Annotated in this window: 18 protein-coding genes; 6 read left to right on the top strand and 12 right to left on the bottom strand. The window is 69.1% G+C overall.

What is annotated here, in order from left to right:
- Nucleotides 1-77: 77 nt before the first annotated feature.
- Nucleotides 78-1,391, top strand: a complete 1,314-nt coding sequence (locus C9E82_RS11090) for a ferredoxin reductase family protein (protein WP_119900039.1) — start codon at nucleotides 78-80, stop codon at nucleotides 1,389-1,391.
- 117 nt (nucleotides 1,392-1,508) lie between these two features.
- On the opposite strand, the gene C9E82_RS11085 is transcribed toward C9E82_RS11090, so the two are convergent.
- From C9E82_RS11085 to C9E82_RS11075, 3 genes are all read right to left on the bottom strand, one after another.
- Complete coding sequence (locus C9E82_RS11085; protein WP_119900041.1) at nucleotides 1,509-3,308, bottom strand: NAD(P)-binding domain-containing protein; 1,800 nt, start codon at nucleotides 3,306-3,308, stop codon at nucleotides 1,509-1,511.
- Between the two features lie 148 nt (nucleotides 3,309-3,456).
- Complete coding sequence (locus tag C9E82_RS11080) at nucleotides 3,457-5,199, bottom strand: sigma-54-dependent Fis family transcriptional regulator (protein WP_119900043.1); 1,743 nt, start codon at nucleotides 5,197-5,199, stop codon at nucleotides 3,457-3,459.
- 82 nt (nucleotides 5,200-5,281) lie between these two features.
- On the bottom strand, nucleotides 5,282-6,310 hold the full coding sequence (locus tag C9E82_RS11075) for a LacI family DNA-binding transcriptional regulator (protein WP_122449269.1): 1,029 nt from the start codon (nucleotides 6,308-6,310) through the stop codon (nucleotides 5,282-5,284).
- A 95-nt stretch (nucleotides 6,311-6,405) separates the two neighbouring features.
- On the opposite strand from C9E82_RS11075, the gene C9E82_RS11070 reads away from it, so the two are divergent.
- The 5 genes from C9E82_RS11070 to C9E82_RS11050 are packed head-to-tail and all read left to right on the top strand — an operon-like array spanning nucleotide 6,406 to nucleotide 11,978.
- Nucleotides 6,406-7,458 (top strand): sugar phosphate isomerase/epimerase family protein, encoded by a 1,053-nt coding sequence (locus C9E82_RS11070; RefSeq protein WP_119900710.1) that lies wholly within the window; start codon nucleotides 6,406-6,408, stop codon nucleotides 7,456-7,458.
- Nucleotides 7,455-8,549, top strand: a complete 1,095-nt coding sequence (locus tag C9E82_RS11065) for a Gfo/Idh/MocA family protein (RefSeq protein ID WP_119900711.1) — start codon at nucleotides 7,455-7,457, stop codon at nucleotides 8,547-8,549. The genes C9E82_RS11070 and C9E82_RS11065 overlap by 4 nt, the downstream gene beginning before the upstream one ends.
- The gene (locus tag C9E82_RS11060) at nucleotides 8,546-10,033 is read left to right on the top strand and encodes a sugar ABC transporter ATP-binding protein (protein WP_119900712.1); all 1,488 of its coding nucleotides are present in this window, start codon (nucleotides 8,546-8,548) and stop codon (nucleotides 10,031-10,033) included. Before C9E82_RS11065 ends, C9E82_RS11060 begins: the two co-directional genes overlap by 4 nt.
- Nucleotides 10,030-10,998 carry an ABC transporter permease gene (locus C9E82_RS11055; RefSeq protein WP_119900713.1) on the top strand — a complete coding sequence of 323 codons (969 nt, stop codon included), beginning with the start codon at nucleotides 10,030-10,032 and terminating at the stop codon, nucleotides 10,996-10,998. Before C9E82_RS11060 ends, C9E82_RS11055 begins: the two co-directional genes overlap by 4 nt.
- A gap of 17 nt (nucleotides 10,999-11,015) precedes the next feature.
- Nucleotides 11,016-11,978: an ABC transporter substrate-binding protein gene (locus C9E82_RS11050; RefSeq protein ID WP_119900714.1), complete on the top strand. Its 963-nt coding sequence runs from the start codon at nucleotides 11,016-11,018 to the stop codon at nucleotides 11,976-11,978.
- 90 nt (nucleotides 11,979-12,068) lie between these two features.
- On the opposite strand, the gene C9E82_RS11045 is transcribed toward C9E82_RS11050, so the two are convergent.
- From C9E82_RS11045 to C9E82_RS11005, 9 genes are all read right to left on the bottom strand, one after another.
- Nucleotides 12,069-12,593, bottom strand: coding sequence for a gluconokinase (locus C9E82_RS11045; RefSeq protein WP_119900715.1), 525 nt, complete (start codon nucleotides 12,591-12,593; stop codon nucleotides 12,069-12,071).
- A complete protein-coding gene (locus tag C9E82_RS11040) occupies nucleotides 12,590-13,966 on the bottom strand; it encodes a GntP family permease (protein ID WP_119900716.1) in 1,377 nt (458 codons plus the stop codon). Before C9E82_RS11040 ends, C9E82_RS11045 begins: the two co-directional genes overlap by 4 nt.
- A 330-nt stretch (nucleotides 13,967-14,296) precedes the next feature.
- Complete coding sequence (locus C9E82_RS11035) at nucleotides 14,297-15,226, bottom strand: ABC transporter substrate-binding protein (protein ID WP_119900717.1); 930 nt, start codon at nucleotides 15,224-15,226, stop codon at nucleotides 14,297-14,299.
- A 57-nt stretch (nucleotides 15,227-15,283) separates the two neighbouring features.
- Entirely contained in the window at nucleotides 15,284-16,213 is a 930-nt protein-coding gene (locus tag C9E82_RS11030; protein WP_119900718.1) for an ABC transporter substrate-binding protein, read from the bottom strand.
- A 166-nt stretch (nucleotides 16,214-16,379) separates the two neighbouring features.
- Complete coding sequence (locus C9E82_RS25365) at nucleotides 16,380-18,182, bottom strand: amino acid ABC transporter permease/ATP-binding protein (RefSeq protein ID WP_122449268.1); 1,803 nt, start codon at nucleotides 18,180-18,182, stop codon at nucleotides 16,380-16,382.
- On the bottom strand, nucleotides 18,179-18,790 hold the full coding sequence (locus C9E82_RS11020; protein WP_119896909.1) for a GNAT family N-acetyltransferase: 612 nt from the start codon (nucleotides 18,788-18,790) through the stop codon (nucleotides 18,179-18,181). Before C9E82_RS11020 ends, C9E82_RS25365 begins: the two co-directional genes overlap by 4 nt.
- A complete protein-coding gene (locus C9E82_RS11015; RefSeq protein WP_119896910.1) occupies nucleotides 18,783-19,982 on the bottom strand; it encodes a M20 aminoacylase family protein in 1,200 nt (399 codons plus the stop codon). Before C9E82_RS11015 ends, C9E82_RS11020 begins: the two co-directional genes overlap by 8 nt.
- Nucleotides 19,983-20,000: 18 nt before the next feature.
- Nucleotides 20,001-21,341: an LLM class flavin-dependent oxidoreductase gene (locus tag C9E82_RS11010; RefSeq protein WP_119896911.1), complete on the bottom strand. Its 1,341-nt coding sequence runs from the start codon at nucleotides 21,339-21,341 to the stop codon at nucleotides 20,001-20,003.
- A gap of 13 nt (nucleotides 21,342-21,354) precedes the next feature.
- A complete protein-coding gene (locus C9E82_RS11005) occupies nucleotides 21,355-22,338 on the bottom strand; it encodes an MsnO8 family LLM class oxidoreductase (RefSeq protein ID WP_119896912.1) in 984 nt (327 codons plus the stop codon).
- Between the last annotated feature and the right edge of the window lie 42 nt (nucleotides 22,339-22,380).

Raw genomic sequence — 22,380 nt, 5'->3', positions numbered from 1 at the left:
GATTTTCGCGACAACGGGAAGACGGCCCGGAACCGCCGTCGCCCCGAAAGGTTGGGAAGGATGGAGGGGGTGACACCATGACGATGCGGGCAAGCCTGTGGGTGCTGGCGGCTTTTGCGGCGATGGCCTTGCCCTTCGTCGTGCTGCTGAGCGGCGAGCGCGCGCCCGGCACCGGCTGGCTGCGGGATTTCTCGAAGGGGCTGGGCTTCGGCGCGCTGGCGGCGGCGGGGCTGCAATTCGCCCTGACCGCGCGTTTCCGGCGCCTGGCCCATCCCTTCGGCATCGATGTCGTCTATCTGTTCCACCGCTATCTGGCGCTGGGGGCCGTGCTGCTGATGCTGGGCCATTTCGGCATCTTCTACATCTGGTATCACGACGACCTGGGCCAACTGAACCCGCTGACCGCCAGGTGGGAGCTGACCATGGGCCGCCTGGCGCTGCTGGCCTTCGCGCTTCTGGTCGTCACCTCGGAATTTCGCAAGCAGCTGCGGATCGAATACGGGCTGTGGCGGACGGCCCATGCGTCGCTGGCGGTCGTCGCCTTCGCCGCCGCGATCCTGCATGTGCTGGGGGTGGGGCATTTCACCGGCACCACCGACAAGCGGCTGCTGATGCTGGGGGTGACGGCGGGCTGGTTGCTGCTGCTGGCCTGGGTCCGGCTGGGCAAGCCCTGGTACCAGACCCACAATCCCTGGCGTGTGACCCACAATATCGCCGAACGGGGCGGCGTGCATACGCTGGTGCTGGAACCGCTTGGCCAGGGCCTGCGGCGGCGCCGGCCGGGACAGTTCGCCTGGCTGACGCTCGGCCATTCTCCCTACGGGTTGCGCGAGCATCCCTTCACCCTGTCCGACGCCCCCGAGGGCGGCCCCAGCATCGCCATGTCGATCAAGCCCCTGGGCGATTTCACCGATAAGGCCGTCACCACCCCGGTCGGCGCCACCGCCTGGCTGGATGGCCCCTATGGCGCCTTTTCCATCGACATGGAGCCGGGCGCGCCGGGCTTCGTGATGATCGCGGGCGGGATCGGCATCACGCCGGTCATCTCGAACCTGCGGGCGATGGCGGCGCGGGGCGACATGCGCCCGGTGGTGCTGTTCTACGCCAATCCCGACTGGGAAGGCGTCACCTTCCGCGAGGAGCTGGAGGCGCTGCAGGAAAGGATGCGGCTGAAGATCGTCCATGTGATCGAGGAGCCGCCCGACGATTGGGAAGGCGAGACCGGCCACCTGACGAAAAAGATCCTGGCGCGGCATCTGGGCGAGGCGACGCGGGACTGGCCACATATGCTGTGCGGCCCCGTGCCGCTGACCGATGCCGCCAAACAGGCGCTGCGCGAGCTGGGCGTGCCGCTGTGGCGGATCGATTCCGAAATCTTCGACATGGTGTGACCCGATGCGACCGATCCTTGCCCCCCTTGTCGCCGCCGCAGTGATCGGCTGGGCCGTGGTCCTGGCGCTGGTTTTCGCAGGCGCCGTGAACTGACGGCGCCTGCCGGGGCTTTCGCATCAGCCCAGGTGATGGACCTCTTGCAACTGATAGACGGGGGTGTCGATCCCCTCCATCCGCGCCTTCAGCTGCAGCGCCAGATACAGCGAATAATGCCGCGACTGGTGCAGGTTGCCGCCATGGAACCACAGCGCCTCCTGCTGGGTGGGCTTCCACATGTTGCGCTGCTCGCCCTCCCAGGGGCCGGGATCCTTGGTGGTGTCCGAACCCAGACCCCAGACCTTGCCGACCTTGTCGGCCACGTCCTGCCCGATCAGGTCGGCCGCCCAGCCGTTCATCGAGCCGTATCCGGTGGCATAGACGATCAGGTCGGCGGGCAGCAGCTGCCCGCTGTCCAGCCTGACGCCATCCTCGGTGATCTCGGCGACCTCGCCATGGGCCAGCTTGACCTCGCCGTCGATGATCAGCTGGCTGGCCCCCACGTCGATGTAATAGCCCGAGCCGCGCCGCAGGTATTTCATGAACAGGCCCGAGCCGTCGTCGCCCCAGTCCAGCCTGAACCCGGCACGTTCCAGCCCGTCATAGAACTCCTTGTCGCGCTCCTTCATCTGATCGTAAAGCGGGATCTGCCACTGATGCATGATCCGGTAGGGCAGCGAGGCGAAGATCAGGTCGGCCTTTTCGGTGGTCACGCCGTTCTGGACAGCCTGTTCGGAATAGAGCCCGCCCAGCCCGATCTCCATCAGCGTGTCCGAGCGCACGATATGCGTGCTGGAACGCTGCACCATGGTCACGTCGGCATCGTGTTCCCACAGCGCCGCCGCGATGTCATGGGCCGAGTTGTTCGCGCCGATGATGACCACCTTCTTGCCCGCATAGGCATCCGGGCCGGGATGGGCCGACGAATGATGCTGCTCGCCCCTGAAGCTGTCGGCGCCGGGGAATTCCGGGATGCGCGGCTTGCCCGACATGCCGGTGGCCAGCACCAGCTGCCTGGGCTTCAGCACCACCTCCTGGCCGTCGCGATCCACCACCACGGTCCATTCCTTCGCGGCCTCGTCATAGCTGGCGCGCTTGCAGCTGCTGCGCGTCCAGTAGTTCAGCTCCATCACCTTGGTATACATTTCCAGCCAGTCGCCGACCTTGTCCTTGGGCGTGAAGACCGGCCAGTTGTCGGGAAACTTGATATAGGGCAGGTGGTCGTACCAGACCGGATCGTGCAGGCACAGGGACTTGTAGCGCTTGCGCCACTGGTCGCCCGGACGCTCGTGCCGGTCGAGGATGATCGTCGGCACGCCAAGCTGGCGCAGCCGCGCGCCAAGCGCGATGCCGCCCTGGCCGCCGCCGACGATCACCGTATAGGGCTGGCGGTCATAGCCCAGCTCGCGCGCCTCGGCCTCGCGTTCCTCCAGCCAGGTCGTGCGGTTCTTGCCCGCGCCGTGCTTCGCGCCAAGGGGGCGGGCGAAGCCCTTCGCTTCCTCGTGGCCCTTCAGCTCCTGCATGGTGGTCAGCAGCGTCCAGATCCTGCCGTCGCGAAGGCGCAGCAGGCCATAGCCGCGCGCCACGGCGGTCTCGAAGCGGATCCAGGCGGTGGTGACGCCGTCCTCCTCGGTCGGCAGTTCCCTTTCGTCCAGCTGCCAGCCGGTCGGGCGCGTGCCGGCAAGCTGGCTGCGCAACATGTCGGCCACCTGGTCGCGGCCTTCCATCGTGCGCAGGTTCCAGGTGAAGGCCACCAGGTCGCGCCAATAGCAATCGGTCACGAACATCTGCGCGGCGGCGTCGATGTCGCCGGCCTCCAGCGCCGCGCCGAACTGGTCCAGCAGCGCCTGCACCCGGCCTGACAAGGTTGAATCGAGCATCTTCTTCCTCCCGTAAGTGGTTCTCCTCGGGGATCAGGTTGCGGGAGGGATGCGGGCGCGGGACAGGATTTTCCGGCCGATGCCGCGATGCGGCGTGGATTTCCGGCCGGCGCGGTTGCAGGCGCAACGCCGTGCAACGGGGGTGCCGCTATTGCGGCGGGGTCAGGCCGAGGCGTTGGACCCGCCGCATCACGGTCGAGCGGTTGACGCCCAGCCTGCGCGCCGCCCGCGCCATGTTCCAGCCGCAGGCATCCAGCACCGATTCGAGATCCTCGGCCGGGTCCGGGACCGTTTCGGCCAGGACCGGCTCGGGCAGGTCCGAGACGTCGATGGCGCCGCCTTCCGCCAGGCTGACCGCGACCTCCAGCGTGCTGGCCAGCTCGCGCAGGTTGCCCGGCCAGTTGCGCGATTTCAGCTCGGCCCGCGCGGCGGGGGTCAGGCGCAGCCCGTCGGGATTGCGCGCCCGCAGCAGGCGGTCCAGAAGCCAGTCGAAATCCTGGCGCAGCCGCAGCGGCGGCAGGGGCAGGCTGGCGCCCGCGATGCGGAAGAACAGATCGCCCCGGAACGCGCCCTGCCGGGTCATCGCCGCCAGGTCCCCCCGCGCCGAGGCGATCACCCGCAGCTTGGCATCCCCCAGCAGCCGCAGCAGCGCCGCCTGGCCCGCCGCTGACAGGTCGTCCACGCCCTGCAGGAACAGCGTGCCGGGACCCGTGGCCTGCGGGCGCAGCGCCTCGATGGCATCGGCATCGCAGCCCGCGCAGTCCAGCAGCAGGAAGGGCCGCGCGCCGGGGCCGCACATGTGGATCGCGCGGGCCAGCCGCTGCTTGCCGGTGCCGGTCTCGCCGGTCAGCAGCAGGGGGATCTGCGTTCCCGCCAGCCGTGCCGCGCGGGCCAGCAGCGCCTGCATCGCCGGGTCAGAGCCGGCAAGGCTGGACAGCCCGCCCGGCATCGGAACGCCAGGCGCGCGCGCCACGCGCGGGCTTTGCGGGGCGATGGCATGGCCGAACAGCGCCCGCCCGTCATGCAGCCGGATCACCCGTTCCTCGGTCGGTCGGCCGCGCATCAGCTCGGGCAGGTCGTCGACCGAGACCTCCATCAGCTGGTCCAGCCGCTGGCCCAGCAGGCTGCGACCGCCGCCCAGGACCAACTGCGCGGCATGGGTCATGCCGATGATCCGGCCGGCGCCGTCGAGCGCGATGGCGGCCTCGGGATCGACCTCCAGGAATTCCGGGCTGGCCGAGAAGCGCAGCACCCAGTCGCGCCGGGTCATCGCCATCAGGTTGGCCATCTCGACCCGCCGGGCCGAGGCGCGGACCAGGTTCATCGCCAGTTCCTGGCTGGCCTTGGGCTGGGGCGAGCGCAGAAGCGACAGGTCCAGCACCGCCGAAAGCGTGCCCGAAGTGTCGAAGATCGGCGCGGCGGTGCAGGACAGCGGCGTGTGATAGAGGTCGAAATGGTCGCTCTGGTGGATGGTGACGGCCTGGCCGGTGACGATGCAGGACCCGATGCCGCAGGTCCCCGCCAACTGTTCGGACCAGTCCGAGCCCAGATACAGGCCGGCCGCGCGCAAGTCGTCCTCGAACCGCCGGTCGCCGAAGAAATCGACCGTCACCCCCTTCGCATCGGCCAGCAGCAGCACATAGTTCTGCCCCGCCACCTGCCGAAACAGCGCATCAAGGCCCGAGCGCGCGATGGCGATCAGGCGCTCGGACTGTTCGCGATGGGCGCGCAGTTCCGATTCGGTGACGATATGGGCGGGCGAGGGGCGCGACGGGTCCAGCCCCCAGGATTCGACGCAGCGCCGCCAGCTGTCGGACACGACCCCGTCGCGGCCCGTCGCCTGGCCGCGCAGCACCCGGTCGATCTCGCGCACATGATCCGTATCCCGCATCCGCGCCTCCTCCCCTGTGCCATGACACAGCAGGACCGGGGCGGCTGTCCATCCCTCCGATGGTCGATGTTCTCAGGCCGGTTCAGGCCGGGGGCGGGGCGGTCGTCTCTCGGGCCATCAGGGCCGGGGCCAGCAGGGTGACGGGGGCGATCTGCTGGCCGGCGATGCAGTCCAGGATGGTCCGCGCCGCCTTGCGCCCGATCTCTCGCTTGGGCTGGCGGATGGTGGTCAGCGCCGGGGCCAGGTGCGAGACCAGCTCGATATCGTCGAAGCCCATGATCGAGACGTCGCGGGGCACCGACCAGCCCGCCCGCTGCAGGCTGGACATGAAGGCGCAGGCCATCTCGTCGGAGAAGGCGAAGACGGCGGTGGGGCGCAGGGCGGGGTCCAGCGCCTGCCAGTCCCGTGCCGCCCGCTGCCCGGCCTGAAGCGTGAAATCGCCCGCGAAGACGGTCAGCCGCGCGCCTTCCGCGGCCTCGCGCGCGCCCTGCATTCGGGCCTTGTGCAGCACGTTCTGCTCGGGGCCGCCGATCAGGCCGATATGGTCGTGGCCCAGGCTGCGCAGGTGCCGGATCGCCAGCCGCGCGCCTTCGGCATTGTCCAGCATGACGCGGGGCAGGGGGCTGGCCTCGATCCATTCGCAGGCGGTGATGATCGGCGGCAGGCCGGGCCGCGCGTCGGGCTCGCCAAGCGGGACCAGCCCGTCCAGCAGGATGATCCCGTCCGCCCGCGACGGGTCCAGGAAGCGTTGCAGCGTGGTGTGGCGCCCGCTGTCCTCCAGCGTGTCGGCGACCAGCAGGTCATAGCCCGCCGCCGCCAGTTCGCGCCCCATGCCGTCCAGGATCTTGGCGAAGAACGGGTTGCCCAGGTTGGGCACCAGCGCCACCACGCAGCCGGTGCGCTGCTTGCGCAGGTTCCGCGCGGCGTGGTTCATGCGATAGCCGGTCCGCGCCACCGCCTCCATCACCGCGCTTCGGGTCGCCTCGGCCACCACGCCGGGATTGGACAGCACCCGGCTGACGGTCGAGGCCGAGACCCCCGCCAACCGCGCCACATCCGACAATCTGGCCCGCCCGGTCGAGGGGGCGGGCGGGGTGCTGCGCCTGTCCATCGCCGAAGGTTACGCGCCGTTCGCGCCCCGGTGCAAGAAAATGTTTGCAATCGATTGCAGACCAGTGCAGCCTGACCGCCAGGGAGAGAGTCATCATGCAGACCATCAAGGGTCCCGCGCTGTTTCTGGCGCAGTTCATCGGCGAGGGCGCGCCCTTCGACAGCTGGGACGGGATCACCCGTTGGGCGGCCGATTGCGGCTATCTGGGCGTGCAGGTGCCGACCAGTGACCCGCGGATCCTGGACCTGGCGCTGGCCGGCGAATCGCAGGACTACCGGGACGAGTTCCTGGGCATCGCGCGGCAGAACGGCGTCCAGGTGACGGAACTGTCAACCCATCTGCAGGGTCAGCTTGTCGCGGTGCATCCGGCCTATGACGCGGGGTTCGATGCCTTCGCGCCCAAGGCGCTGCGCGGCCGGCCGAAGGCGCGGCAGGACTGGGCCACGGATCAGGTGGCCCGCGCCATCCGGGTCAGCCGGCTGATGGGGCTGGACCGGATGGCGACCTTTTCCGGCGCGCTGGCCTGGCCCTACCTTTACCCGTGGCCGCAGCGCGCGCCGGGGCTGGTCGAGGCGGCCTTCGACACCCTGGCCGCCCGCTGGCGCCCGCTTCTGGACCTGGCCGAGGAAAACGGCATCGACATCTGCTACGAGATCCATCCGGGCGAGGATCTGCATGACGGCGTGACATTCGAGATGTTCCTTGACCGGGTGGACGGTCATGCGCGGGCGAACATGCTGTATGATCCGTCGCATTACCTGCTGCAGCAGCTGGATTATTTGCAGAACATCGACATCTATCGCGACCGGATCCGCATGTTCCACGTCAAGGATGCCGAGTTCCGTCCGACCGGGCGGCAGGGCGTCTATGGCGGCTATCAGGGCTGGGCCGATCGCGCCGGGCGCTTCCGCAGCCTCGGCGACGGGCAGGTCGATTTCGGGGCAGTGTTCTCGAAGCTGACGCAATACGGCTTCGATGGCTGGGCGGTGGTCGAATGGGAATGCGCCCTGAAACACCCCGAGGACGGCGCCCGCGAAGGGGCGCGCTTCGTGCGCGACCACATCATTCGGGTCACGCCCCATGCCTTCGACGACTTCGCCGCAAGCCGCCCCGACCGCGCGGCCATCGACAGGGCGCTGGGGCTATGAAACCGATCCGCCTGGGCATGGTCGGCGGCGGCAGCGGCGCCTTCATCGGCGCCATCCACCGGATCGCGGCGCGGATGGACGGGCATTTCGCGCTGGTCGCGGGGGCGCTGTCCTCGGACCCGGCCCGCGCCGCCGCCAGCGCGGCGGATCTGGGCATCCGCAGCTATGGCGATTTCGAGGAAATGGCGCGCACCGAGCCCGCGCGCGCGGACGGGATCCAGGCGGTGGCGATCGTCACCCCCAACCACCTGCACGCCGCCCCTGCCGTGGCCTTCCTGCGCGCCGGCATCCATGTCATCTGCGACAAGCCGCTGGCCGCGACGCCGCAGCAGGCCCGCCAGATCGCCGAGGCCGCGCAGGCCAGCGGGGCGCGCTTCTTCCTGACGCATAACTATTGCGCGCTGCCGATGCTGCGCGAGGCGCGCGCGCTGGTGGCCGAGGGCGCGCTGGGGGATATCCGGCTGGTGCAGGCCGAATATCTGCAGGGCTGGCTGGCCGGGGAAAGCGACAGCAAGCAGGCCGAATGGCGCACCGATCCCGCCCGCGCCGGGGCCGGCGCCATCGGCGATATCGGCACCCATGCCTGGCAATTGGCGGAATTCGTGACCGGCCAGGTGCCGCAATCGCTGTCGGCGGATCTGTCCAGCATGGTTCCCGGCCGCGCGGTCGATGACGATGCGCGGATCGCGCTGCGCTACGGCTCGGGCGCGAAGGGCGGCATCTGGGTCAGCCAGGTCGCGGTGGGGCAGGAGAACGGCCTGTCGCTGCGCGTCTTCGGCACGAAGGCCGCGCTGGAATGGCGGCTGCCCGAGCCCGAGCGGCTGATCCTCAGCCCGAAGGATGGCCCCGCGCGGATCCTGACCCGCGCGCAGGACCGCAGCGCCTCGTTCCGCACGCCGCCCGGCCATCCCGAGGGCTATCTGGAAGGTTTCGCCAATCTCTACAGCGACATCGCCGCGATCATCCGGGGCGACGCGACGCCTCTGGAGCGGGTGCCGGGACTGGAGGCCGGGCTGTCGGGCATGGCGTTCATCGCCGCCGCGCAGGCCTCCTCTGCCCGTGACGGCGCCTGGGTCGAGGTGTCGCCATGACCGTTCTGGCGCTGCGCGATGTCTCGAAAAGCTTCGGGCCGGTCAAGGTCCTGCACAATGTCGACCTGGCGCTGGAGCCGGGCGAGGTCCACGCCCTGATCGGCGAGAACGGCGCCGGCAAATCGACGATCATGAAGATCCTCGGCGGTTTCCTGGACCCGACCTCGGGCCAGATCCTGCTGGACGGCCAGCCCATCCGCTTCGCCAGCGGCCCCGAGGCCGAGGCGCGGGGCATCGTCGTCATCCACCAGGAATTCAACCTGGCCCCCGATCTTTCGGTCGCCGCCAATGTCTTTCTGGGCCGCGAGACGGGCCGCTGGCGGCTGGACCATGCCGCGATGCGCAAGGCGACCGCCGCGCTGCTGGAGCGGCTGGACACGCGGATCGACCCGGAGGCCCGGATCCGCGACCTGTCAGTGCCCGACCGGCAGATGGTCGAGATCGCCAAGGCCCTGTCGCGCAATGCCCGCGTGCTGATCATGGACGAACCCAGCGCCGTGCTGACCCATCGCGAGGTCGCCACGCTTTACGAACAGATCGACCGGCTGCGGGCCGAGGGGGTGGCGATCCTCTATTGCTCGCACCGGCTGGACGAGGTGGCGCATCTGGCCGACCGGATCACCGTCCTGCGCGACGGCCGGGTGGTGCGCCAGGCCCTGCGGGGCGAACTGACCGAGGACGGCATGGCCAATGCCATGGTCGGGCGCGAGCTTGAGGATTTCTATCCGCCGAAGGGCCAGCCCGGTTCTGAACCGGCGCTGGAAGTGGCGGGGCTGACCGTTCCCGGCCGGGTGCGCGACGTCAGCTTCACCCTGCGCCGGGGCGAGGTGCTGGGCATCGCCGGGCTGGTGGGCTCGGGCCGGACCGAACTGGCCGAGGGTCTGGTGGGGCTGCGCAGCGCGACGGGCGCGATCCGGGTCGAGGGTCGCGAGGTGATCATCCGCCGCTTGCGCGACGCCTTCGATGCCGGCCTGGCCTATCTGACCGAGGACCGCAAGGAAGCCGGGCTGCTGCTGGACAAGGGCCTGCGCCAGAACCTGACCCTGGCCACGCTGAAGCGCTTCGGCAGCTGGCGGCTGGACGTGCGGGCCGAGGAAGCGGCGCTGGACCGCGCCACGCGGGATTTCGACATCCGCGCCCCGCGCCGCGACATGATCGCGGGCAAGCTGTCGGGCGGCAACCAGCAGAAGCTGCTGCTGGCCAAGACCATGCTGCCCGACCCGCGGATCATCATCATCGACGAGCCCACGCGCGGCATCGACGTGGGCACCAAGCGCCAGATCTATGCCTTCATCCGCGCGCTGGCCGCCGAGGGGCGCAGCGTCATCGTCATCAGCAGCGAGATGAACGAGGTGATCGGCCTCTCGGACCGCGTGCTGGTGATGCGCGAGGGGCGGCTGGCCGGAGAGGTTGCAGGAGACAGCATGACCGAAGACAGAATCGTGCGCCTTGCCATGGGCGTCGGCAGCGGAGAGGCCGCATGAAGATCGACCTTCACACCCTTGGCCCGCTGGTCGCGCTGATCGCGCTGGTGATCCTTGGCGCGGTGCTGAACAGCGCCTTCCTGGCGCCGGCGAACATCACCAACGTGCTGGCGCGCTCGGCCTTCATCGGCATGATCGCGGTCGGCATGACCTTCGTCATCACCGCGGGCGGCCTGGACCTGTCGGTCGGCTCGATGGCGGCCTTCCTGGCGGGGGTGGCGATCATCGCCATGAACGCCGCCCTGCCGGGCATGGGCGAGAACTGGGGCACGATCCTGATCGGCATGGGCGTGGCGCTGCTGGGCGGGCTGATCGCCGGATACCTGAACGGCGCGCTGATCACCAAGGCCCGGATCGAGCCATTCATCGTCACCCTGGGCACGATGGGCATCTTCCGCTCGCTGGTCACATGGCTGGCCGATGGCGGCACGCTCAGCCTGGATTTCGGGCTGCGCACGCTTTACAGGCCGGTCTATTACGGCGGCATCGGCTGGATCACCTGGCCGATCATCACTTTCGCCGTGGTCGCCATCGCCGGCGAATGGATCATGCGCCATTCGCGCTTCGGCCGCCATGTCGAGGCCATCGGCTCGAACGACCGGGTGGCGCGCTATTCCGCCATCGATGTGGGCCGGATCCGACTGATGACCTACATGCTGCTGGGCCTGCTGGTCGGGCTGGCGGTGGTGCTGTATGTGCCGCGGCTGGGTTCCGCCTCGGGCGGGACCGGCGTGCTGTGGGAACTGGAGGCGATCGCCGCGGTCATCATCGGCGGCACGGCGCTGAAGGGCGGGCGCGGGCGCGTCTGGGGCACGGTCGTGGGCGTGCTGATCCTGTCCCTGATCGACAACATCCTGAATCTGGCCGATCTGGTCAGCCCCTATCTGAACGGGGCCATCCAGGGGGTCATCATCGTTCTTGCTGTCGTCTTGCAGCGGGAGAAACGCACCGCCGAGGAGCGGTGAAACCGGGAGGAGTAACCATGAAACGCAGAAGCCTGATGAAAGCCGCCGCGCTGTCGGCGGCGCTGGGGCTGGCCAGCGGCGCGGCCTTCGCGCAGGACGCCGAGCGCAAGATCATCGGCGTGTCGATCCCGTCGGCCACCCATGGCTTCATGGGCGGGCTGAACTGGCACGCGCAGGACACGATCAAGCGGCTGGGCGAGGCCTATCCCAACCTTGAATTCGTGCTGTCCACGGCGGGCGACGCGGCCAAGCAGGTCAATGACATCGAGGACATGATGGCCACCCGCAACATCGACGGGCTGGTCGTGCTGCCCTTCGAATCCGAGCCGCTGACCGCGCCGGTCAAGGCGGTGAAGGATGCCGGCAAGTTCGTGACCGTGGTGGATCGCGGCCTGTCGCAGGAAGGCATCGAGGACCTCTATGTCGCCGGCGACAACACCGCCTTCGGCCGGGTGGCGGGCGAATATTTCCGCGACAACCTGGAGGCGGGCGCCAAGGTCGTGGTGCTGCGCGGCATCCCGACGACGCTGGACAACGAGCGGGTCGAGGCCTTCCAGGCGGCGCTGGAAGGCTCGGACATCGAGATCCTGGACATGCAGCACGGCAACTGGAACCGCGACGACGCCTTCACGGTGATGCAGGACTACCTGTCGAAATACCCGCAGATCGACGCGGTCTGGGCGGCCGACGACGACATGGCCATCGGCGTGCTGGAGGCGATCTCGGCCGCGAACCGCCAGGACGAGATGTGGGTGATCGGCGGCGCCGGCATGAAGGAGATCGTCCGCCGGATCATGGAGGGCGACCCGCAGCTGCCTGTCAACGTGACCTATCCGCCGGCGCTGATTTCCTCGGCCATCGAGATGACGGCGCTGAACTTCGTGTCGAACGCGCCGATGACCGGGCGCTTCATCATCGGCAGCCAGCTGATCACGCCCGAGAATGCCGAGCAGTTCCACTATCCCGACAGCCCGTTCTGAGACCCGAAACCCGCGCCCCCGCCCCTATCGAGGGCGGGGGCCAGGCACTGCCCCCGAAACGGTTATTCCAGATCCGATGATATCGCCGGATCACCCCGGATACCGGTGCAGCCCCAGCGCGTGCAGGGCGGCGTCCAGCTGCTCTGCGGGCGGCAAGGCGACGTCGATGACCACGCCATCCTCGTCCTCGGCAAGCGGCTCCAGCGTGGCAAGCTGCGATTCCAGAAGCGAGGCGGGGAAGAAATGCCCCGGCCGGCGCGAGACCCGCTCGGCCAGCACCGCGCGGTCGCCATGCACATGCAGGAACCGCACCCGCGGCGCGCCGCTGCGCAGGATGTCGCGATAGGCCCGCTTCAGCGCCGAGCAGCCCAGCACCGAGGAACGGCCGGCAGCCTCGTTCCGGGCGATCTGCGCGGCCAGGGTTTCCAGCCAGGGGCGGCGGTCGTCGTCGTCCAGCGGCGTGCCGGCGGACATCTTGGCGACATTGGCCGGCGGGTGGAAGCTGTCGCCCTCGACGAAGGGCCAGCCGAGCGTGGCCGCCAGCGCCTTGCCGACCGTGCTCTTGCCGCTGCCCGACACGCCCATGACGACGATATGCTGCAGCGCCCCGGTCATAGCAGCCACCAGCCGATCAGCGCGAAGATGAAGCCGATCACGCCCAGCAGCGTCTCCATCACCGTCCAGGTCTTCAGCGTCGTGCGCTCGTCCATCTCCAGGAAGCGGCCGACCAGCCAGAAGCCGGAATCGTTGACATGGCTCAGCACGGTGGCGCCGCAGGCGATGGCGATGACCAGGAAGCACAGGTCGAACGGGCTGAGCCCGGTGGTCGCGGCGACGGTCGGCGCCAGCAGCCCCGCCGTGGTGGTCAGCGCCACGGTCGCCGATCCCTGCGCCACCCGAAGCGCGGTCGAGATCAGGAAGGCCGCGACGATCAGCGGCATCCCGACCGATTCCAGGCTGCCGGCCAGCGCCTCGCCGATGCCGCTGGCGCGCAGCACGCCGCCGAACATGCCGCCGGCGCCGGTCACCAGGATGATCGCGCAGACCGGCCCCAGCGCGCCGTCCATGATCCGCTCCATGTCTTGGGCGGCGCGGCCGCCGCTCAGCTTCCACATCGCGACCAGCACGGTGATCAGCAGCGCCACCGGGGTCTGGCCGATCATGCGTAGGATGTTGACCCACAGCGCCTCGCCATCGACCACGCCCATCGTGGCCAGCGTGTTCAGCCCGGTATTGAGGAAGATCAGCCCCAGCGGCAGCAGCAGCACCAGCATCACCGTGCCGAAGGCGGGCGGCTGGCGGTCGTGCCGGTCGTCATCGAGCGCGCCCAGCAGCTGCGGCACCGGCAGCACGAAGCGCTTGCCCGCCCACAGCCCGAACAGGTAGCTGCCCAGGTACCAGGTCGGCAGCGCCAGGACCAGCCCGACGATCACCAGAAGCCCGATATCGGCCCCCAGCAGGTCGCCCGCCGCGACCGGCCCCGGATGCGGCGGCAGGAAGGCGTGCATGACCGCGAAGGCCCCCGCCGCCGGCAGCGCGTAAAGCAGCACCGAGCCGCCGAAGCGATGCGCGACGCTGAAGATGATCGGCAGCATCACCACCAGGCCGGCATCGAAGAAGATCGGAAAGCCGAACAGCAGCGAGGCAACGCCCAGTGCCAGGGGCGCCCGGTCGGCGCCGAACTTGCCGATCAGCCGGTCGGCCAGCACCTGCGCGCCGCCTGTGATCTCCAGCATCCGCCCGATCATCGCGCCGAAGCCGACCAGCAGCGCCACCGTCGCCAGCGTCGAGCCGAAGCCCTGCAAGAGCGTCGGCACGACATCGGCGAAGGGAATGCCGGTGACCAGCGCGGTGATCAGGCTGACCAGCACCAGCGCCACGAAGGCGTGCAATCGGAAGCGCAGGATCAGCAGCAGCAGCAAGGCGACCGCTGCCGCGGCGATCAGCAACAAGGTGGCCGTCCCGAAACCGGGCTCGATCTGGTCCATGGTTCCCTCCCCGCTTGAGCCGGCCTTCCCGCCCGGCGATCCGCATTCTGGTTGCCCAAGCTTCGAACAGAACCCGCCAGGCGTAAAGGACATACTTGTCCTGCCTGAAGGGGCTGCAGGCCGCGACAAGGCGGCCCTGCCCTTGGACATGGTGCGGGACCGTCCGTCGATTCGTCCCGGATGTTATCGCTATCAAGAAGGCGGTTTTCGCGCAAGCTGGCCTTGCCGGCAGCGATCGGGGCCATGTCGGCGGGGGTGATCGGGGCCTCGTTACCTGCCCCCGGATCGCCGGAACCCGCGCTGCGACGTTCCGGCGGCCGCAAGGGCGCGTCAATAGGCGGGCAGGCCGGGCGGGTTGACGCGGGATTCCTCCAGCGCCTCCTCGGCGATATGCCAGCGTTCCAGCGTCCGGCCATAGGCGCCGCTCTCGATCAGCCCGTTGATGGCGATGGTCAGGGCCTCGGCCAGGCCGGAATCCTTGCGCGTCGTCACCGCCACGTCCGAACGCTCCGGCCAGCCGGCGCTGAGCGTGCCCACCTTGCGGAAATCGCCGTCGCGCTGCGCGATGAAGACAAGCTGCGCATGGGGCTGCACCATGACATCGGCGCGGTGCGCGCGCAGGGCCAGCAGCTTGGTGGCCTCGTCGTCGAAATACTGCAGCTCGGCCCGTGCCAAGCCGGCCTCGGCATTCAGGCGGTTCCATTCGTTCAGGATCCGCTCCTGATTGGTGCCGATGCCCACCACGATGCTGAGCCCGGCGATGTCAGCGGGTTCGGCGATGGACTGGACCGGGCTGTCCTGATGGACGAAAAAGCCGTGCAATCCCTGCCGATAGGTCGAGAAATCGTATTTCTCCTTGCGCTCCTCGGTCACGCCGACATTCGAGATCACCGCGTCGACCTTGCCCGATTGCAGGGCCAGCGGCCAGTCCGCCCAGGCGGTCGGCACCAGCTTCAGCTCCAGCCCCAGGCTGTCGGCCAGAAGCAGGGCGATGTCGGGATCGGCGCCGATGACCGTCTGCGTATCGGTCGCATAGGTCGAGAGGGGCGGCCCGCCGGGATTGGTGGCGATGGTCAGCGTGCCGGCCTCGGCGAAGGCGAAGTCGTCGGGGATGGCGGCGATCGCCTGTGCGTTCGGTTGCGCGCGTTCGCGGCCGGGCTGTTCGGGGCTGAGATCGAAGCCCGGCTCGGCCGCGCCCGAGATGGTGGCAAGCAGAAGCGAGGTGATGAAGGCGGTGCTGGAAAAGGTCGGCAAACGCATGGGATGATGTCCTTGGGCTGGTCCCCGGCCCGCCGGGCCGGGACGCGGGTCATGGCGTCACTTCTTCGGCAGGCCGGGCGGATTGGTGCGGGATTCGGTGATCGCCTCGGCGGTCAGGCCCCATTTCGCCAGCACCTCGCCGTAATGCCCGCTTGCGATCCGGGCGTTCAGCGCGGCGGTGATCGCGGGGGCCAGGCCCGCATCCCTGCGCGTGGCCACGGCGATTTCGGCGGTTTCGGGATAGCCGCCCGACAATGCCCCGACCAGCCGGATCTTGCCGTCCTTCGCCGCCTTGAAGGCCGAGGTGGCATTCGGCCCCAGATAGAAGTCGATGCGCCCCGATTCCAGCGCCAGGTCCTGCACCACCTCGTCGTCGAAATAGGAGACGGTCGTGTCCGGCAGCCCGTCGGCGCGGTTTTCCTCGATCCAGCGCAGCAGGATCTCTTCCTGGTTGGTGCCCGAGGAGACGGCGCCGTTCAGCCCGGCGATGTCCTCGCGCGTCTCGATGGACTGGATCTGGCTGCCGGTCGCGACATAGAAGCCCAGCAGGTCGTTGCGATAGGTCGAGAAGTCGAACTTCTCCTTGCGTTCCTCGGTCACGGTGATGTTGTGGATCGCGGCGTCGTATTTGCCCGAGGTCACGCCAAGCGGCCAGTCCGCCCAGGCCACCGGGACCAGCTCCAGCTCCAGCCCCAGGCTGTCGGCGACCAACTGCGCCAGATCGGGCTCGCCGCCCACCGGGGTCCTGGTATCGGTCGCATAGACGGCGAATGGCAGCCGGTTCGGGACCGAGGCGACGGTGAACTTGCCCGGATTGACCCATTGGTAATCCTGGGGCAGCAGGTCGATCGCCTCCTCTACCGGCTCGACCCGGATGCGGTCGGGCTGTTCGGGGCTGAGGTCGACCTCGGCCGCGTGGGCGGCAAGGGGCAGCAGGGCGGCGGTCAGGCCGGCAAGCACCAGCCTGCGGGGATCGGGATATGTCATGTTTCGGTTCCTTTGGTCTGGGAAGGCATCCCCGGCCCGGTTCCCGATGGCGCGGGACCGGAGGGCCGGGAGGGGTTCGGGACATCGCCGGGGCGCGCGCGCGGGAAAAGGGGCAGGGAGGACACCCCGTTTCCGATGAAGGAGGAGCGACGCGCGCGCCCCGGCGTCACAGCACCTTGGCCAGAAACTCGGCGGTCCGGGGATGTTGCGGATCCGTCAGGATCTGCCCCGGCGCGCCGGTCTCGATGACCCGGCCCTGTTCCATGAAGACGATGCTGTCGGCCACCTCGCGGGCGAAGCCGATCTCGTGGGTGACGATGGCCAGCGTGATGCCGGAACGGGCAAGTTCCTTGATCACGTCCAGCACCTCGCCCACCAGTTCGGGATCCAGCGCGCTGGTCGGTTCGTCGAACAGCAGCACCTTGGGTTTCAGCGCCAGCGTGCGGGCGATGGCCACGCGCTGCTGCTGCCCGCCCGACAGCTGGCGCGGCCAGGCCTCGGCCTTGTCGGCCAGGCCGACGCGCGCCAGCAGGTCGCGCGCCTGCCGTTCGGCCGTGTCGCGGGACAGGCCGCGCACGGTGATCGGCGCCTCGGTGACGTTCTGCAGCACCGTCAGATGCGGAAACAGGTTGAAGTTCTGGAACACCATCCCGACCTCGGTGCGCCGGGTCAGGATCTCGGCCTCCTTCAGCTCGTGAAGCGTGTCCCCCTGGCGGCGATAGCCGATCAGCTCGCCGTCGATGGCGATGAAGCCGCGATCCACGCGTTCGAGGTGGTTGATGGTCCGCAGCAGCGTCGACTTGCCGGACCCCGAGGGGCCGATGATCGCGGTCACGCTGCCCGCCGGCATGGTCAGGGTCACGTCGTCCAGAACCGTCAGGCTGCCGAAGGACTTGGTGACGCCGCGGATCTCGACCGTGCCGCCCTGCGGCAGGCTGGAGGTCCAGTCGGCGCGGCCCGCCGCCTGGCCGCTGCGCAGGACCGGCTGGGGCAGGGCGGGCGGGTCGGACGGCGCGGGCGGATGCAGGCTGACAAGGCCCAGCCGGGCGAAGAACAGGCGGAAGGCGTTGGGCGGCAGGGTGCGCAGGGCGCCGCGGGCATAGTGGCGCTCGATATGGTACTGGATGACCGACAGGACCGACAGGATGATCAGGTACCAGACGGTCGCGACCATCAGCAGCGGAATGACCTCCAGGTTGCGGCGATAGATGATCTGGACGGTATAGAACAGCTCCGGCAGCGCCAGCACATAGACCATCGAGGTGCCCTTGGCCAAGCCGATGATCTCGTTGAACGCGGTCGGCACGATGGACCGCATCGCCTGCGGCAGCACGATCCGCCGCGCCTGATGGCGCTGCGGCAGGCCCAGGGCGGCGGCGGCCTCGTGCTGGCCCTGGTCGACCGACAGGATGCCGCCGCGGATCACCTCGGCCGAGAAGGCGCCCAGGTTCAGCGTCAGCCCCAGAACCGCCGCCAGGAAGGGCGTCATCAGCTGCGTGGTGGACCAGCTTGCGAAGGTGATGTCGGTGAAGGGCACCCCCAGCGCGACGGTTTCATACAGATAGCCGAGGTTGTTCAGCAGCAACAGCAGCACGATCAGCGGGATCGAGCGGAAGAACCAGATGAAGCCCCAGGCCACCGCGACCAGCAGCGGCGAGGACGACACCCGCGCCAGCGCCAGCACCGTCCCCAGCGCAAAGCCGAACAGCGCCCCCAGCGCGGTCAGCAGCAGGGTGCGTCCTAGCCCGACCAGCACCGGCTCGGACAGGAACCATTCGGCGAAGACCGGCCAGCCCCAGCGCGGATTGCCGAGGACAGAGTTCAGCACCGCCAGCAGGATGATCGCGGCGGCGACGGTTCCCAGCGTGCGCGCGCGGTGGCGTTGCGGCACCACCCGGAAGCGCGAGAAATCCTGCCCCAGCTTGGCCTTGGGGGCGGCGTGGGCGTGGCCCAGATCGGTGATGCTCATGCGACCCGTCCCGCCAGTTCATGGAGCGCGGCCGAGGCGGCCTTGCGCGCGGCCACGGCGCGGATCGCGGCCTCGGGCGATTCCGCCGGCTGGCGCAGCGGCGAGGTTCCGGGCCGGCCCGCCAGCGCGCCGATGTGCTTCTCGAAGGGCAGGGTGCCGTAAAGTTCGGGCGGAACTTGTGGGTCGTAAAGCGGGCGATAGCCAAGCCGCAGGTAAAGCCCCTGCGCCTCGGGCTGGCGGAAGCCGGTGGTCAGATAGAGCCGCGTATAGCCCAGCTCGGCCGCGCGGTCCTCCAGCACCTCGACGATGCGGCGGGCAAGGCCCTGGCGGCGTAGGTCGGGGCGCGTCCAGATGCGCTTCAGTTCCGCCGTGTCGCCGTCGAAGCGCATGAAGGCGCCCCCGCCGATCGTCTCGGCGCCGCGGATCAGCAGCACGAAGGCGCCATGCGGCGCGGCGAAGGCCTCGGGCGGATAGCGGAACAGTTCGTCCCGCGCCCCGCCTTCGCTGAACAGCGTGCCATAGCGGCTGTCATATTCGCGGATCAGGTCCTCGACCAGCGGCCTGGCGCGCGGATCGAGCGGGTTCGACTGCACGATCTGGTCAGACATCGGAATCTCCTGTCAGAAAGCTTTCGGCCAGCGCGACCCAGAGCGAGGCGGCGGGCGCGATGATGTCGTCGTTGAAACGGTATTCCGGGCTGTGCAGCGGCGCGCTGTCGCCATTGCCGACGAAGACGAAGCTGCCCGGACGGTGATGCAGGTAATAGGCGAAATCCTCGGACGCGGTGCGGGGGCGGAAGCCGGGGATCACCGCATCGGAGCCGAAGGTGCGGATGGCGATGTCGCGGATCCGGCGGGTCCGGGCCGCGTCGTTGATCAGGCTGGGAAAGCCCGGCACATGGCGGACCTGCGCCTGCGCGCCATGGGCGGCGGCGGACAGATGCACCAGTTCCGACACGCGCTCGCGCAGCCGGCTGCGCAGGTCGGGATCGTAGCTGCGCAGGCTCAGACCCATGTCGACATGGCCGGGGATCACGTTGGTCGCGCTGCCGCCATGGATCGCGCCGACCGTCACCACCGCCATCTCAAGCGGATCGACATTGCGCGACACGATGCTTTGCAGCGCGCCGATCGCCTGCGCCGCCGCCACCACCGGATCGACGGCCAGATGCGGCTCGGCCCCGTGGCCGCCCTTGCCCTGGATGCGGATCTCGACCCGGTCGATGGCGGCCATGGCCGGCCCCTCGACGAAGCCGAAGCGGCCGGCGGGCTCTCCGGGCCAGTTGTGCAGCCCGAAGATCGCATCGACCGGATGGTCGCGGAACAGCCCGGCCTCGATCATCGCGCGGGCGCCGGCGCCGATCTCCTCGGCGGGCTGGAAGATCAGCCGCAGCGTGCCGCGGAACCGCCTGGTGGCCGACAGGTGCCGGGCCGCCGCCAGCAGGATCGCGGTATGCCCGTCATGGCCGCAGGCATGCATCACCCCCGGCACGCGGCTGGCAAAGTCCAGGCCGGTTTCCTCGGTGATCGGCAGCGCGTCCATGTCGGCGCGGATGCCGAGGCGCGGGCCGGGTCCGTTTTCAAGGCTGGCCACAAGCCCGGTTCCGGCCAGGCGCGTGACCCGGAAACCCCAATCCGTCAGCAGGCCGCCGACCAGTTCGGCGGTGCGGATCTCGCGGAAGGACAGTTCCGGCTGGGCGTGGATCTGCTGGCGCAGGGCCACGAAATCCCGGATCCGCGCGGCAATGGCGGGCCGGGCGGCCGCCTCGGCAGGGGCCGCGATCGGTGCGGCGATGGTCATGGCTGGCTCCTTCGCGTTTCAGCCTGTCGCGGCGCGGGGTCGCGGCTCGGTCGTGGCATGGCGGCTGGCCTTGAAGGGCAGCCCCAGATGGTCGCGCAGCGTCCGGCCCGGCAGGTCGCGGTCATAGCGGCCGCGCGCCTCCAGTTCCGGGATGACCAGGCGGACGAAATCCTCCAGCCCCTCGGCGGCGACCGGGAAGCCCAGGATGAACCCGTCCGAGGCCCCCGCGTCGATCCAGCGGATGATCTTCTCGGCCACCTCGGCCCCGGTGCCGATGAAGTTCGGGCGCGGCGTGGCGGCGGCCAGCGCGACCTCGCGCAGGGTCAGGCCCTTCTCGCGGGCCTCGGCCTTGATGCGGTCGGTGGTCGAGCGGAAGCTGTTGCGGCCGATCTCGCCCAGGTCGGGGAAGGGCGCATCCAGATCATATTGGCTGAAATCGTGGTGGTCGAAATAGCGGCCCAGATAGGCCAGCGCCTCCTCGATGGTCAGCAGCGACTGGATGGCACGGTACTTCTCTTCGGCCTCGTTGCGGGTCTCGCCGACGATGGGCCCGATGCCGGGAAAGATCTTCACGTCGTCGCGCGACCGGCCATGCGCCACGGCGGCGTCCTTGACCCGGTTGGTGAAATCGCGCGTCTCCTCCAGCGAGGGGGAATGGGTGAAGACCGCATCGGCATATTTGCCCGCCAGCCCGATGCCCGCGTCGCTTGACCCCGCCTGGAAGATCACCGGCTGGCCCTGCGGCGAGCGCGGCGCGTTCAGCGGGCCCGCGACCTGGAAGAAGCGGCCCTTGTGGTTCAGCGCGTGCAGCCCGGCCGGGTCGAAGAACTGCCCGGTCTGCCGGTCGCGGATCACCGCGTCGTCGTCCCAGCTGTCCCACAGCCCCTGCGTCACCGCCAGATATTCGTCGGCGATCTCATAGCGCAGCGCGTGTTCGGGATGGGCGCGCGAATAGTTCAGCGCGGTCCCTTCCAGCGGCGTCGTCACCACGTTCCAGCCCGCGCGCCCGCCCGAGATCAGGTCCAGCGAGGCCAGTTGCCGGGCCACCGTGAACGGATCGGAATAGGAGGTCGAGACGGTTCCGGCCAACCCGATCTTCTTCGTCGCGACGGCCAGAGCGGACAGGATCGTCAGCGGCTCGAAGCGATTGAGGAAATGCGGGATGGATTTCTCGTTGATATACAGCCCGTCGGCCACGAAGGCGAAGGCGATGCCCGCGGCCTCGGCCTTTCGCGCCTGGCTGATGTAGAAATCCAGGTTGACGCTGGCATCGGCAGGCCCCGAGGGATGCTTCCACGAATTCATGTGGCTGCCGGCGCCGTGCAGCATGATGCCAAGGGGGATCGGTTTCGCGGTCATCTGGGGGCTCCTTTCAGGCGGCGGCCTGCCGCGCGTCGCGGGCGATCAGCTCGATCGAGCGCAGCCGGGCGTCGGGATCGGCGACGGGCTGGTCGATGATGAATTCGGACACGCCCAGATCCAGCGACAGGGCGTGCAGTTCGGCATGGACGTCCTCGGCCGTGCCGGCGATGACGGTCGGGGTCTTTTCCTCGATGCCGTAATCGCTGGCGCCGTATTGGCGGGCATAGTCCAGCGCCGCCTCCTCGGATTGCAGGTTCACGGAATGGCCGTCGGGCAGATACAGCCGCACGAAGCCCAGGCCCGCCACGCGGTCTTCGGCCTCGCTGCGGGTGGGCGCGGCGAAGGCCTGGACGGCCAGCAGCGGACGGTATCCGGCCAGCGCCTCGAACCGCGCCAGCGTTTCCAGCGTATTGGAACGGTCGCCGTCCTGATGGCCGGCATGGACGAAGTTCCAGCCCAGCCTTGCCGCCTGTTCCGCGCTGGCGGGGCTGCCGCCCAGCAGGAAGGCGGAAGGGGGCAGCGGGGCGCGGGGCTGGATCTCGACCCCGTCGCGCGCGCCCTTCAGCCATTCGTGCAACTCGTCCAGCTTGCGGTCGATCGCCCTTGCGCTGCCCTCGGCCAGTTCCGATTGCAGCGCGCGGGTCGCCAGAGGCAGGCCACCGGGCGACTTGCCGATGCCCAGGTCGATCCGGCCCGGCGCCAGCGAGGCCAGCACCGAAAACAGCTCGGCCACCTTGAAGGCGCTGTAATGCTGCAGCAGCACCCCGCCGCTGCCGATGCGGATGCGCCTGGTCAGCGCCGCAAGATGCGCGATCAGCAATTCCGGCGCGGCGCTTGCCAGACCGGGCGAGCCGTGATGTTCCGCCAGCCAGAAGCGGTGATAGCCCAGCTGATCCGCCAGCCGCGCCGAGGCGATGGTGATGGCAAGGGCATCGGCCCCGCTGCCACCCTGGGCGATCGGCGATTTGTCCAGCAAACTCAGTCGGTAAGACATCTGCCACTCCGTTTCGGCATAATATACACGATATGATTTGTC

It is taken from the genome of Paracoccus sigandri (assembly GCF_003709565.1).
Lineage (GTDB): Bacteria > Pseudomonadota > Alphaproteobacteria > Rhodobacterales > Rhodobacteraceae > Paracoccus > Paracoccus siganidrum.
The sequence above is the reverse complement of the archived record's forward strand: the minus strand, read 5'-3'. Positions and strand labels throughout refer to the sequence as shown.

Excerpts from the sequence above, each read along its gene's own strand:
- C9E82_RS11050 (WP_119900714.1), top strand. The coding sequence starts at position 11,016 with ATGAAACGCAGAAGCCTGATGAAAGCCGCCGCGCTGTCGGCGGCGCTG.
- C9E82_RS11030 (WP_119900718.1), bottom strand. The coding sequence starts at position 16,213 with ATGACATATCCCGATCCCCGCAGGCTGGTGCTTGCCGGCCTGACCGCC.
- C9E82_RS11035 (WP_119900717.1), bottom strand. The coding sequence starts at position 15,226 with ATGCGTTTGCCGACCTTTTCCAGCACCGCCTTCATCACCTCGCTTCTG.
- C9E82_RS11045 (WP_119900715.1), bottom strand. The coding sequence starts at position 12,593 with ATGACCGGGGCGCTGCAGCATATCGTCGTCATGGGCGTGTCGGGCAGC.
- C9E82_RS11080 (WP_119900043.1), bottom strand. The coding sequence starts at position 5,199 with ATGCGGGATACGGATCATGTGCGCGAGATCGACCGGGTGCTGCGCGGC.
- C9E82_RS25365 (WP_122449268.1), bottom strand. The coding sequence starts at position 18,182 with ATGAGCATCACCGATCTGGGCCACGCCCACGCCGCCCCCAAGGCCAAG.
- C9E82_RS11090 (WP_119900039.1), top strand. The coding sequence starts at position 78 with ATGACGATGCGGGCAAGCCTGTGGGTGCTGGCGGCTTTTGCGGCGATG.
- C9E82_RS11070 (WP_119900710.1), top strand. The coding sequence starts at position 6,406 with ATGCAGACCATCAAGGGTCCCGCGCTGTTTCTGGCGCAGTTCATCGGC.
- C9E82_RS11040 (WP_119900716.1), bottom strand. The coding sequence starts at position 13,966 with ATGGACCAGATCGAGCCCGGTTTCGGGACGGCCACCTTGTTGCTGATC.
- C9E82_RS11005 (WP_119896912.1), bottom strand. The coding sequence starts at position 22,338 with ATGTCTTACCGACTGAGTTTGCTGGACAAATCGCCGATCGCCCAGGGT.
- C9E82_RS11015 (WP_119896910.1), bottom strand. The coding sequence starts at position 19,982 with ATGACCATCGCCGCACCGATCGCGGCCCCTGCCGAGGCGGCCGCCCGG.
- C9E82_RS11060 (WP_119900712.1), top strand. The coding sequence starts at position 8,546 with ATGACCGTTCTGGCGCTGCGCGATGTCTCGAAAAGCTTCGGGCCGGTC.
- C9E82_RS11075 (WP_122449269.1), bottom strand. The coding sequence starts at position 6,310 with ATGGACAGGCGCAGCACCCCGCCCGCCCCCTCGACCGGGCGGGCCAGA.
- C9E82_RS11065 (WP_119900711.1), top strand. The coding sequence starts at position 7,455 with ATGAAACCGATCCGCCTGGGCATGGTCGGCGGCGGCAGCGGCGCCTTC.
- C9E82_RS11055 (WP_119900713.1), top strand. The coding sequence starts at position 10,030 with ATGAAGATCGACCTTCACACCCTTGGCCCGCTGGTCGCGCTGATCGCG.
- C9E82_RS11085 (WP_119900041.1), bottom strand. The coding sequence starts at position 3,308 with ATGCTCGATTCAACCTTGTCAGGCCGGGTGCAGGCGCTGCTGGACCAG.
- C9E82_RS11010 (WP_119896911.1), bottom strand. The coding sequence starts at position 21,341 with ATGACCGCGAAACCGATCCCCCTTGGCATCATGCTGCACGGCGCCGGC.
- C9E82_RS11020 (WP_119896909.1), bottom strand. The coding sequence starts at position 18,790 with ATGTCTGACCAGATCGTGCAGTCGAACCCGCTCGATCCGCGCGCCAGG.